We start from the raw sequence: 13,016 nt of genomic DNA, 5'->3' as shown, positions 1-13,016 counted from the left end.
GAAAAATCATGTACGAACATTTAGAAACAGCTGAAAACCGGGACAGTTTAAAACGCGTTGTCGTTGATCCCGTCTCGCGCGTTGAAGGGCATGGCAAAGTCACTTTATTGCTGGATGAAGATAATAAAGTCCAGCAAGCTAGGTTGCATATCGTTGAGTTTCGAGGCTTTGAACGCTTTATTCAGGGTCGGCCCTATTGGGAATTGCCGGTTTTAGTGCAGCGTTTATGCGGTATCTGCCCGGTCAGTCATCATTTGGCCGCCGCCAAAGCCATAGATCAACTGGTCGGTATCGATCCTGAGAACTTGCCAGTCTCAGCGGACAAATTAAGACGTCTGCTGCATTTCGGCCAAGTGCTGCAATCCCATGCTTTGCATTTTTTTCATTTATCCAGCCCGGATTTATTGTTCGGTTTCGAAAGCGATATCAGCAAGCGGTCGATTGTTGCGGTATTGGCCGAGTATCCTGAAATCGGTGTGCAAGGTGTAAAACTGCGTAAATACGGGCAGGAAGTCATTCGCATGGTGTCCGGCAAGCGTATTCACGGTACCGGCGCGATTCCCGGCGGCATGAACAAATCGCTGAACAAAGCCGAACGCGACTATTTGCTCGAAGACATCGATCAGATGATAAATTGGGCTGCAGGATCGGTCGCACTGATCAAGAAAGTGCATTGCTCCAACCTGCCTTATTACGATGATTTTGCCACTATACGCACTAATTATCTGGGCTTGACTAAGCCGGACGGAGCGCTGGAGCTTTATCATGGCGGTATCCGCGCTAAAAATGAGCACGGCGAAACCATCATGGATCACATCGATTATTGCAAATATAACGATTATATCCATGAAGAAGTGCGTTCATGGACCTACATGAAATTCCCTTATCTGCTGTCTCTTGGGCAGCAGCAAGGCTGGTACCGGGTCGGGCCTTTGGCGCGGGTCAATAACTGCGACTATATTGACACACCCTTGGCGGAAGCCGCCCGCGTCGAGTTTAAAGCGCACAGCAATGAAGCGATGGTGCACAGCACCTTGGCATTTCACTGGGCGCGCTTGATTGAAACCCTACATTGCGCCGAAAGCATTAAGGGTTTGCTGAATGATCCTGACATCATGGGTCATGATTTGGTCGCACAAGGCGAAAAACGCTATGAAGGCATAGGCGTAATTGAAGCGCCGCGCGGCACGTTGTTTCATCACTATCAAGTCGATGAAAACGATATCGTCACCAAAGCCAATTTAATCGTCTCGACCACCAGTAACAACATGGCGATGAATGAATCGGTACGGCAAGTGGCGGCGGAATACTTATCCGGCCGGGAACTGACCGAGCCCTTGTTGAATAACCTGGAAGTGGCGATTCGCGCTTATGATCCCTGCTTGTCCTGCGCGACCCATGCAGTAGGCAAAATGCCGCTGCAACTTGAGTTGGTCGATGCTGAAGGCAAGTTGATCGATAAGCTGGTCAAACACAGCGACGGTCAAATTGAGCGAAATAATGCCTAAACCGATTCTGTTGTTTGGTTACGGCAATCTCAGTCGTGGCGATGACGCACTGGGACCGTTACTGCTGGAATACGTCGAAAGCCATTGTTGCGTGGACTCAATTGAAATATTGTCCGACTTCCAATTACAAATAGAACATGCGCTGGACCTGGAAAACAGGCGCTTGGTGTTATTTGTCGATGCCTCGGTAGCTTGCGACAATGCGTTCGATTTTGCCGTGTTGGAACCCGCCCGGGACAAAAGCTATACCACTCATGCGATGAGTCCTGCGGCGGTTCTAGATGTGTACCAGTCGATAAAAAACCAAACGCCGCCGCCGAGTTTCCTGCTGAGCATCAAGGCCGACGCGTTTGAACTGGGCGATGGCTTGAGTGCAAACGCCGAAATTAATTTAGTTGAAGCATGCTCATTTGCAGAGCGCTTATTAAGCAATCCCGATCTTGATTTTTGGCTGCAACAAACAAATCTGCCTGTAATAGATCATCCAGTTGCTATCCAGCAAAGATAATAATTTTTCAGCTTGAGATTCCGGCTTGTCGGACAGATTAAGCCGGAATCTCAAGTGCAGTTTTAGGGTTTGGTCCGAAGAAAATGACCATTTTCGCCAACTGGTGTTTAAGTACGATAAAACATTGCATCAATGACGCACTCGTCTTCAAAGGCGCTTCTTTATTATTAATGAATCCCTGATTCTTCGATATTAATCACTCTAAACGATTAATATAGCTTTGATACTTAGTCGGCCGCTGAGAATGCCGACGAATATTACTTTGTTTTTGTTCTTGCTGTTGTTGCAGATATTGTCTCGTTCCGTCTTGTTGCTGTTGTTGCCAGCGTAGCATTTGCTGTTGATGGAGATTTTTCATTTCTTCCATCTGTTGATTCATGTACGTGAGGTCAGCCATAATGGCCGGCGATATAGACAAAAGTAACGCTGCAAGTAAATATTTCATATTTTTAGTCCTCTTTTGAAAATGGCAAGCGACAGACAGCCTTTTTTATTCACTCGTTATTTTCTTTCCTTGAGTAAATCCCTGATTTCGGTCAATAACTGTTCTTCCTTGGAGGGCTTTGGCGTGACTGTAGGAGCCGCCGCTTCTTTTTTCTTAAGTCTATTGATGAGCTTTATCGCCATAAAAATAACAAAGGCAATAATTGTAAAATCAACCAGTGTTTGAATAAAATTACCGTAATTAAGTGTCACGGCAGGCGTATTTCCGGATGCTTCTTTTAGGGTAAACGCCAACTTGGTAAAATCTACGCCACCAATTAATACGCCAATCGGCGGCATGAATACATCGGCAACAAGGGATGAAATAATTTTTCCGAAAGCAGCGCCTATAATAATGCCGACGGCCATATCAATAGCATTGCCCTTGACGGCGAATTCTTTAAATTCTTGTAATATACCCATACCGGTATCCTGTGTTATTTGGCTGCACTCCACGAAGCCTCGTCTGCGTCCCTAGGCAGAAAGTCTGGAGACGGATGGATGGGCCGTTCCGGGTTAATGTTCCTTAGATTGATCGGCCTTGAAAGTTATGGTTTCCAGTATCGCCGTCCTGATATATTTATTTTTTATGTTCTTGCATCTTTTGTTGGCGGTGGTGTTGCATCTTTTGAGCATGATGCGCTTTCATTAGCTCCAATTGCTGATTTTTTAACGCTTCTTTTTTGGCTTGATCTTTCTCTGACAAAATCTGATTTGACAAGTCATGAATCTGTAGCATGTGTTCCTGCATCGTGCGCAGGTGTTCATTTTTTTGTTCTTCGGTCATACCGCCCATGCCCATTTCTTTCATGGGCTCATCGGTTTTTTGCGGTTCAGCGGCGTAACTTATTATGCTCATGGGTAATAACAATAATAGAACGGCAGTTGATTTATATAATAGTCTCATAGCAAATACCTCTTGTAGTTGAGTTGAACGGAATCAATTGTGTGTAATACCGGAGTCAGGAGAAATAAAAAACTTGCTATCGGCGGATTAATAAACAGCACAAGCCATTCTAGATTTATTTAATTTTATTTCAATAAGTTGAAGTACTTAGAGACGATATCTTAAACAGCCTCTGATTTACCTGCTACACGCCATTTATAGAGTGATATGCAATGATGATGCTTCTATCTGATCCATCAACAGGCTCTGTTTGAATATATCGGCAGGAACCGGCCTGCCGAATAAATATCCCTGAAATCTTAGGCATCCGTAATTTGTTAAAAGTTCATGTTGAGCCTCTGTTTCCACTCCTTCGGCAATAACATTAATGCCGAGATTTTTTCCCAGTGTCAGAATGGTTCGGATGATGGCGGAGTCATGGTTGTTAAAAGCCATATTCCTGACGAATGATTGGTCTATTTTTAACTGCTCCAAAGGCAGTCTTTGCAGATAAGATAATGATGAATAACCGGTACCGAAATCATCCATTGAGAAATTGACTCCCAGGTTCTTGACAGCATGCATTTTAGTAATGGTGTCTTCTATATTATCCAGAATGACGGATTCGGTAATTTCCAATTTGAGCAAAGCAGGATTGGCGCCGGTTTTTGCTAATATAGCCGACACTTGTTCAACAAAATCAGCCTGACTAAGTTGTCGGCTACTGATATTGACCGCCAATTTCAGCTTGCAGGTTTCAGGGTATTTTGCCCAGTCAAGCAACGTTTCGCAGCCTTGTTTCAATATCCAATGGCCGATGGGCAGAATCAGGCCGGTTTCTTCGGCGAGCGGAATAAATTCGGCTGGAGGAATCGGGCCGCGCTCGGCTTGATTCCAGCGAATCAGCGCCTCGGCGCCAACCGGCCTCCCGGATACATCGACCTGTATCTGATAATGTAGGCTCAATTCGTTGCGATCCAGTGCATTGCGCAAGTCTGATTCCAAAGATGCCCGTAAATTTAAAGCTTCCTGCATTTCAGGAACAAAAGCGCGTATCACATTGCGTCCAGCCTGTTTGGCTTGATACATGGCCAGATCGGCGCGTTTAAGTAGCTCTTCGCTACTGGTTTCGTGGCCCAGGAACAGTACAAAACCAATGCTGCCGGTGGAATAATGTTCGACAAATGGTTGCAGTTTATTGTCGATATTGCTTTTCAATAAGTAAAATTCAGCCAGATTACTGCGAATCTTTTCGGCAACTGTGTGGGCTTGAATAGCCGCCTCAATCTCCTGTTCATCAAGAAACTCCAGCATAACCACAAATTCATCGCCGCCCAGTCTGGCTACGGTATCAACTTCCCGTACACAGTTTTGCAACCGTCGCCCCACTTCGACCAGCAATTGATCGCCCCGATCATGTCCCAGAGTATCGTTAAGCGTTTTGAAGTTATCAAGATCAAGGAACATTAACGCGCCGTGCGTCTTGTTACGGTTACTGGTGTTGAGCGCCAGATTGAGTCGGTCGAATAGTAAAGTACGATTGGGAAGCTTGGTTAGCGAATCATAGTAGGCCAGATCTATGATGCGCTCTTCATCAGCCTTGCGCTGGCTAATGTCGGTGAAAGTGCCGACATAGTTGGTAATCGCACCTTCAGGATTGGTGATAGCGGTTATGCATAGCCATTCAGGATAGATAACGCCATCTTTTCTTTTATTCCATATTTCGCCTTGCCAGTATTTATCGCGCTTGATGCCTTGCCACATCGCTGCATAAAATTCACTATCCTGCCGGCCGGATTTGAGTATGTTTGCGGGTTTGCCGATAATCTCAGCAGCACTGTAACCGGTCAATTCGGTAAACGACTTGTTGACACGCAGGATAATACTATCGGCATCGGTAACCAGTATGCCTTCCTGGGATTCAAATGCCGCCGCTGCGATGCGCAGTTCATGCTCGGCCTTGAGCCGCAGTTTTTCGCGGTCGAAATTGTCCAGTGCATAGGAAAGATCGTCCGTTAGGCCGCGCATCAGGTCAATCAGGTCGGGGGTAAAGTAATCTTGTTCTGCTGAGTAGACGGCAATCGCTCCGATACAGTGGCCACCCCGCATCAGTGGGAATGCCGCGGAGGCCTTAATGTTTTCAGCAGCGGCCATGGGTTGCCAAGGCCGAGTACTTGGGTCATTGAGGAAGTTGTTGAAGATTTTCGGTACGCCTTCCCGGATGGCCGCCCCCATCGGTCCGCGCCCCTCCGGCAATGTCTTATCAATCGAGACCTTGATATTCCTGAGAAGAGGACAATCGGGATGGCTGGTAGCGACTTCGCGCACCCAGCCGTCCGGTTCGGTCATGCCTACCCAGACCAGTTTAAAAGCAACATGACTGACTATAATCCGGCATACCTCGGCCAGTAACTTAACCTCGTCCGACTCGCGCACAATAATGTCGGCGCTCTGCGTCCATGCCGCATACAGGTGGTTGATTCGCTCCCGCTGCCGTTCGGAATTGGACAGGGCATCCAGCATTTGATTAAAGCCATGCGCCAATACGCCAACCTCATCCTTGCCGGAAATACGCACCCGTACATCAAGACGGCCACCCTCGACCTCAGCGGCTACCCGCATCAGGTGATGTAATCTTTTCGTAAGCCTTCGCGCCAGCAATATTGCCGCACTTACCACTGCCAGCGCCGCAAACACTATAAAATTGATGCCCATGATTGCGACCGAGCGAAGATTGGCGTTGACTCCGTTCATGGTCATCTCCACCCGAGCCCATCCTACATGCCGTTGCCCGGTCATGACAGGCACGGCAACATCAATTTGATGAGTATTGGCCAGCAACACTTGTGTTGTTGGCGGGGAATTTAACAGCTTTTGATTTTGTGCGTCGGTTACGAATAACCCGGCTTCTTCAGATCGTGTGGAACTCAGCACTTCGCCGCGCAAAGATAAAATATAGGCCCGTTCGAGATCGGGTAAGCCGACAAAGCCTTGCAATACTTCTTTCAAACCGGCAATATCGTTGGCTAATACCCAAGATGTGCTGCTACCGGCTAACGACGTGGCCAGCGCTTTACTTTGCTGCATGGCGGCGCTATAAAGAAAGCTGCGTTGTCGCTCGAATAGCAGGCCGGCAAGACCTATCATCATAATCAGCGCAACGCTGCCGAATGACCATGCTAATTGATGTCGAATGGAACCGTTAAAAAAAGTCCGTTGCGGTTTGCTCCGATTGTGATCAGTTGCCATTATGTCCATTTACTCTAAAGGTCGTACTGTTTTGATAAAGGTCGCAATAAAGGCTTGTACCGGCCCATAACTGTCATCATTAGCCGGTTCAAAACGAGTAACCGGAATACGGGCCAGCATTTTCAAGCCTTGCTGATGTCGGTCAAGATTAAACAGCAATGTCGCAAACTTATTTGCTACTTCCATCGGCACGTCTTTGCGCACTACCCAACCGTTGTTTTGCAACGGCTCGGATTGCCATTTGACTTCGAGTTGGGCGGCTAACAGGGGATTTTCATTGCTGAATGTTTTCCAGGGTACCGGCCAGGTTGCTCCGGCCGCGACATGTCCGCGCAATACGTTAATTATCGAGGATTCCTGCGAGCCGACATAGCGGTTCTCGATATCGTGGTTAATATCAATGCCGTGGGTATGCAGATAATATTGGGTCATCATGGTTGCAGCCAAGGCAGTCGGGGCAGGGTAGGATACCGCTTTGCCCTTGAGATCTGCGATGGTATTAATGCCGCTGTCGCGACGCACCAGAATAATGCCGCGGAAATCATCGTCATCGGCCATCTTGCCAAACACACGATAGCCATGTTTAAGCGAGTTAATAGTTTGATAAGGATTGGGCATCGCAAAATCGAAGTGTCCGCTGTAGAGCTTCCGGTCAAACTCTTCATAATTACGCGATGCCTCCAAGGTAAAATCGGCTTCAGGCAGGTTTACCTTAACATAATCGACAATAGGGCCGTAGACTTCAAATAGCCGTTTGGGATTATGCAGAGGATGGATACCGATTATATATTTGGGCGCTTTAAATTTGCTTTGCTCACTGAAAGTGGGTTCGTAAATATCATCGGATTGCTTATTTAAGACTGCAATCAACGGCAAATCCAACAATAGTTTCCACCATTTCATAATGACGGTTTCTTGGTGATCGGAACTTTCTTTCGATGTTTGGGCGGCCTTGGCTTTATCCGTTATAGGTTTCAAAGGGATGGTGTCGGCAGAAACAGTAAAGTTAAAGATCAACAGCAACGTTATCAGACTATATCGGCGTAAAATTTCAATCATTATATAAGGTCGAAGCTCTGCGGCAACGGTCATCCAATTACGCTACGTTAACCTGCAAAACAAGCATTATTACGGAGGTGAAGTGAATTAAATGATACTCGTAATAAATGAGTTTTGGAATTCTTTTGAACCCTGAGGCGGGCTTTAACTTCACCATGACAATAAGCAAATACTATTTGTCATAAAAAGGTAATATGTAATTTGTTAAAATAATCAGTTTATTCTTATCCGAATTTAATTATGCCTAATTTAAATATTCTCGTTGTTGAAGATGAAGATGCCATCAGAGAAATGTTGATGATGGTACTTGAGCAGGCCGGTTTTAGGTCGATTGCGGCTGCGGATGCGGAAGATGCGCAAAAAGCTCTGGATGAGGCCTTGCCTGACTTGATCCTGCTGGACTGGATGTTGCCCGGAGTCAGTGGTGTCGAATGGGCCAGACGCTTAAAGAAAGATCCGATGTATCGGGAATTGCCTATTATTTTGCTGACGGCGCGAGGCGAGGAAGAGGATAAAGTCAGGGGACTGGAAATCGGTGCCGACGATTATATGACCAAACCTTTTTCACCCAAAGAGCTAGTAGCCCGTATCCGCGCCGTTTTGCGCAGAAGCGGAAAAATAAACGATCTGGCGCAAATCACTTTGGGTGACCTGATACTGGATACCGAACAGCACCGGCTCAGCATCGGCGATAAACAGTTGGAAGTGAGCCCGACCGAATTCCGTTTAATGCAGTTTTTCATGACCCATCCCGATAAAGTATTCAATCGCACTCAATTATTGGATCAGGTCTGGGGGCGTAGCGTATACATTGAAGAACGCACCGTTGACGTGCATATACGAAGATTACGAAAAATTCTCGGTGAACACGGACGGGAAGATTTGGTTCAAACCGTGCGCGGTTTCGGCTACCGGTTTTCAGTAATAGATTCTTCAATTCCTTCAGCGTCCATATCGTCATAATCAATATGGGTATCTGGCAAAGAGAACTCATTACCGCATTGCTGCTGTTTTTAGCCGTGTTGATAGTAGGAGGAATGACCGGTCTTATTATGCCGTTGACGCTGTTGCTGACGCTGGGCATTTTAATGCGCCAGCTATTTCAGATTAGCCGATTTGAAAAATGGATACGGGCAGGGGGCAGGGCCAAATATCCGAAGACGACCGGTATCTGGGAAGAAATTTATTACCATGTCTACCGTATTAAAAAGAACGAAAAAAAACGCAAAAAGAAACTGGGTAAAATGGTTGACCAATTTCGCCAGTCCACCGAAGCGTTACCCGATGCAGCTATCGTTTTAGGCGCCAATGACGAGATTGAGTGGGCGAATAAAGCGGCCAGGGAAGTTTTTGGCTTGCAGCAGTCGGATAAAGGCCAACGCATTCCCAATCTTATTCGATTCCCTGAATTTATCCACTATCTTAAATCCGGAAATTATAACGAGGCCGTCATCTTACCTTCCCCGGTAAACCATCGGATAACCCTGGCGGTGCGGATTATCACTTACGGCGCAGGATTGCGCCTGTTATTGGCTCAGGACGTTACCGAGCTGAAAAGAATGGAAAGAATGCGCAAGGATTTTGTAGCTAATGTGTCGCATGAACTCAGGACGCCTTTGACAGTATTAAAAGGTTACCTGGAAACCTTGCAGGATATGGACGACCGAGAATCACCCTTATTGACCACCTCATTCCAGCAAATGCAGGGGCAAACCGAGCGAATGCAGCATTTGGTCGATGACTTGCTGTTGCTGACGCGTCTGGAAACCCGACAGAAGAAAACCGAGTGCGTTAATATCCCCGCTTTATTAATCCAGATTTGCAAAGAAGCGGAGACTTTGAACGGCAATATCCCCGCCCGAATTGAATTAAGCCTGGAAACAGATAAACACATCACTGGTGAAGAGCAGGAATTGCGTAGTGCCTTCACCAATCTGCTGGGCAATGCACTTAAATATTCGCCGGAAAATACCGTCGTAAAAGTGCGCTGGTATCGCTCCAATGACAGCATCGTGCTGGATGTTGAGGATCTGGGCGAAGGGATTGCAGCAAGCGATATTCCCCGCGTTACCGAACGATTTTACCGGTCTGAAGTAAAGCGCATCAAGAAAGTGGGCGGCACTGGGCTGGGCTTGGCTATCGTCAAACATGTGCTGATGCGGCATGACGCCAAATTAAACATAGACAGTGAGTTGGGCAAGGGCAGTTGTTTCAGCTGCCATTTCCCTCTTAAGCGGATCTGTAATTAACCGGGTCATACAAAACTGCCCCTACGATACCTTCCCAAGCTCTAAAAGCATTGCGTAGCATGCTCTACATGATTGAGCTATAGCTTTTGCGATCTGTTATTCGTCCAGACTCAGCAGTCCGCTTGAAAACAGTCGGACTATCCCCCATGTTAGCAGTAACTTATAAAACTCCTAAGATGAGGCAAATATTATGCGTATGGACAAATTAACCAGCATGTTTCAAACGGCATTGGCTGATGCACAGAGTATGGCTTTAGGTAAAGACCATCAATTCATCGAGCCTATCCACCTGATGCTGGCCTTGCTGGACCAGCAGGGCGGCAGCATCAGGCCGTTGTTGGCGCAGATGGGCATTAACACGCAGTTGCTGCGCACCGAGCTGGTCAGGGAACTGGAACGATTGGCCACGGTCAGCGGTTCCGGCGGCGATGTGCAAATCTCCAATGAATTATCACGACTGCTGAATTTAACCGACAAACTGGCGCAAAAGCGCAATGACAAATTCATCTCCAGTGAGCTGTTTTTATTGGCGGCATTTGATGAAAAAGGCTTGCTTCAGGATTTGCTTAAAAAAGCCGGCGTCTCTAAACAGGCGGTCGAAAAAGCCATCGATGCAATGCGCGGCGGCCAGCCGGTCGATGATCCTAATGCTGAAGAGCAGCGTCAGGCCCTTAAAAAATACACCATTGACCTGACCGAACGCGCGGAACAAGGCAAGCTTGATCCTGTCATTGGACGGGATGATGAAATCCGCCGCACTATTCAGGTTTTGCAGCGCCGCACCAAAAACAATCCGGTGTTAATCGGTGAACCGGGCGTGGGCAAGACCGCGATTGTCGAAGGTCTGGCGCAACGCATCGTCAATGGCGAAGTGCCGGAAGGCATCAAAGGCAAGCGGGTATTGGCTTTGGATATGGCGGCATTGATTGCAGGCGCCAAGTTTCGCGGCGAATTCGAGGAGCGTCTGAAAGCGGTGTTAAACGATCTTGCCAAACAGGAAGGGCAGGTGATTTTGTTTATCGATGAGTTGCACACCATGGTCGGTGCGGGCAAGGCCGAAGGCGCAATGGATGCCGGCAATATGCTGAAACCTGCTCTGGCGCGCGGCGAACTGCATTGCGTCGGCGCTACCACGCTGGATGAATACCGCAAATATGTCGAAAAAGACGCAGCCTTGGAACGCCGCTTTCAAAAAGTGCTGGTCGATGAACCTTCCGTTGAAGATACCGTGGCAATTTTGCGCGGCCTGAAAGAAAAATACGAAGTGCACCACGGCGTAGATATTACCGACCCAGCCATCATCGCGGCAGCAAATCTGTCCTACCGTTACATTGCCGACCGGCAGCTGCCGGACAAAGCCATCGACCTGATCGATGAAGCGGCCAGCCGTATCCGTATGGAAATCGATTCCAAGCCGGAGGAAATGGACAAATTATACCGGCGGCTGATTCAGTTAAAAATCGAGCAGGTCGCGCTGAAAAAAGAATCCGATGCGGCGTCGAAAAAGCGCCTGGAAATACTCGAAGAAGAAATCGCCGATCTGGAAAAAGAATATTCCGATCTGGAAGAAATCTGGAAAGCCGAAAAAGCTTCGTTGCAAGGTTCGGCATCGATCAAAGAAAAGCTGGAGCAGGCTAAAACCGAACTGGAAGCGGCCAGCCGTGCCGGTGATTTGGCGAAGATGTCCGAGTTGCAATACGGCATTATTCCGGCGCTGGAAAAGCAGCTGCATTCAGACGTACCGGCTGAAGCACAGAAAATGACCCTGTTGCGCAATAAGGTCACCGAAGAAGAAATCGCCGAAGTGGTATCGAAATGGACCGGCATTCCGGTATCGAAAATGATGGAAGGCGAGCGCGACAAGCTATTGCGGATGGAAGAGCAGCTCGGCAAGCGGGTAGTCGGCCAGGAAGAAGCATTGAAAGCGGTCAGTAATGCGATCCGTCGATCCAGAGCCGGGTTGTCCGATCCGAATCGTCCGAATGGTTCGTTCCTGTTTTTGGGGCCGACCGGCGTCGGTAAAACCGAGCTGTGCAAGGCGCTGGCGGAGTTCATGTTCGACACGCCCGATGCGATGGTGCGCATCGACATGTCCGAGTTTATGGAAAAGCATTCGGTGGCGCGTCTGATCGGTGCGCCTCCGGGCTATGTCGGTTATGAAGAAGGCGGTTACCTGACCGAACTGGTCAGACGCAAACCGTATTCGGTCATTTTGCTGGATGAAATCGAAAAAGCCCATCCCGATGTGTTCAACATCTTGTTACAGGTGCTGGATGACGGCCGCTTGACCGACGGGCAGGGCCGGACGGTTGATTTCAGGAATACCATTATCGTGATGACCTCTAATCTGGGCTCGGATATTATTCAATCTCTGTCCGGCGAAGCGTTGTATTCGGTGATGAAAACGTCGGTCATGGAAATTGTCAGTACCAAGTTCCGCCCGGAATTCATCAATCGGATTGATGAGGCAGTGGTGTTCCATTCGTTGGGTCGCGGACAAATTCGCAAAATTTCCGAAATTCAAATCGATTATTTGCGTAAACGTTTGCAGGATCGCGAAATCGGCTTTGAAATTTCAGAACAGGCATTGGATTTGTTAGGTGAGGCGGGATTTGATCCGGTCTACGGCGCAAGACCTATGAAACGGGCTATTCAGCAACAGCTTGAAAACCCGCTGGCTCAGAAGATACTGGCAGGCGACTTTGTCGCTGGGGATACTATCAAAGTCGATGTTGAGCATGAGACGTTGCGGTTTTTGAAAGGTTAGGGCACGGTGTTGGGTTGCGCTAAAATGCAACCCAACTTTTCCAAGTCGGATGGGACATTTTGCCACGTTCGAAACATTTTGCGTTAATTAACTGTACCCACTTTGCTTAGACACTGCGAAAACATTAGGAGCGGGGTTGCAAACCCCGCTCCGCTTGAATTGAGACAGCTCAATCATCGACCTCGAAAATCACTCAATTTTAAAACACCGCATGAGGTATTTTCTGCTGAGAAAGAGAAAGAAGCCGCATGATTACTAGTAGTCAGTCATATTGAAGCGAAGCGATAATTTGTGATATAGCTATTGG

At 47.7% G+C, this 13,016-nt stretch carries 10 protein-coding genes; 5 read left to right on the top strand and 5 right to left on the bottom strand.

Annotation, left to right across the window (positions count from 1 at the left end):
• Nucleotides 1–8: 8 nt before the first annotated feature.
• Nucleotides 9–1,508 carry a Ni/Fe hydrogenase subunit alpha gene (locus tag V7051_RS03620; protein WP_333873767.1) on the top strand — a complete coding sequence of 500 codons (1,500 nt, stop codon included), beginning with the start codon at nt 9–11 and terminating at the stop codon, nt 1,506–1,508.
• Nucleotides 1,501–2,016: a hydrogenase maturation protease gene (locus V7051_RS03615; RefSeq protein WP_333873768.1), complete on the top strand. Its 516-nt coding sequence runs from the start codon at nt 1,501–1,503 to the stop codon at nt 2,014–2,016. Before V7051_RS03620 ends, V7051_RS03615 begins: the two co-directional genes overlap by 8 nt.
• A 196-nt stretch (nt 2,017–2,212) precedes the next feature.
• Here V7051_RS03615 and V7051_RS03610 read toward each other — a convergent pair whose 3' ends face one another.
• From V7051_RS03610 to V7051_RS03590, 5 genes are all read right to left on the bottom strand, one after another.
• The gene (locus V7051_RS03610) at nt 2,213–2,461 is read right to left on the bottom strand and encodes a hypothetical protein (protein ID WP_333873769.1); all 249 of its coding nucleotides are present in this window, start codon (nt 2,459–2,461) and stop codon (nt 2,213–2,215) included.
• A gap of 56 nt (nt 2,462–2,517) precedes the next feature.
• On the bottom strand, nt 2,518–2,922 hold the full coding sequence (gene mscL, locus V7051_RS03605) for a large-conductance mechanosensitive channel protein MscL (RefSeq protein WP_333873770.1): 405 nt from the start codon (nt 2,920–2,922) through the stop codon (nt 2,518–2,520).
• A 157-nt stretch (nt 2,923–3,079) separates the two neighbouring features.
• Entirely contained in the window at nt 3,080–3,310 is a 231-nt protein-coding gene (locus V7051_RS03600; protein ID WP_333873771.1) for a hypothetical protein, read from the bottom strand.
• Between the two features lie 291 nt (nt 3,311–3,601).
• Nucleotides 3,602–6,634, bottom strand: a complete 3,033-nt coding sequence (locus V7051_RS03595) for an EAL domain-containing protein (RefSeq protein WP_333873772.1) — start codon at nt 6,632–6,634, stop codon at nt 3,602–3,604.
• 9 nt (nt 6,635–6,643) lie between these two features.
• The gene (locus V7051_RS03590) at nt 6,644–7,693 is read right to left on the bottom strand and encodes a phosphate/phosphite/phosphonate ABC transporter substrate-binding protein (protein ID WP_333873773.1); all 1,050 of its coding nucleotides are present in this window, start codon (nt 7,691–7,693) and stop codon (nt 6,644–6,646) included.
• A gap of 240 nt (nt 7,694–7,933) precedes the next feature.
• Here V7051_RS03590 and phoB point away from each other — a divergent pair, with 240 nt between their 5' ends.
• From phoB to clpB, 3 genes are all read left to right on the top strand, one after another.
• Entirely contained in the window at nt 7,934–8,656 is a 723-nt protein-coding gene (phoB, locus tag V7051_RS03585; RefSeq protein ID WP_333873774.1) for a phosphate regulon transcriptional regulator PhoB, read from the top strand.
• Between the two features lie 5 nt (nt 8,657–8,661).
• Nucleotides 8,662–9,942: a phosphate regulon sensor histidine kinase PhoR gene (phoR, locus tag V7051_RS03580; RefSeq protein WP_333873775.1), complete on the top strand. Its 1,281-nt coding sequence runs from the start codon at nt 8,662–8,664 to the stop codon at nt 9,940–9,942.
• 190 nt (nt 9,943–10,132) lie between these two features.
• Nucleotides 10,133–12,709, top strand: a complete 2,577-nt coding sequence (gene clpB, locus V7051_RS03575) for an ATP-dependent chaperone ClpB (protein ID WP_333873776.1) — start codon at nt 10,133–10,135, stop codon at nt 12,707–12,709.
• Nucleotides 12,710–13,016 lie beyond the last annotated feature (307 nt).

This window comes from Methylobacter sp., assembly GCF_036845245.1.
Classification (GTDB): Bacteria; Pseudomonadota; Gammaproteobacteria; order Methylococcales; family Methylomonadaceae; genus Methylobacter_A.
Note: the sequence above shows the minus strand (reverse complement) of the source record. Positions and strands in the feature narration are given on the sequence as shown.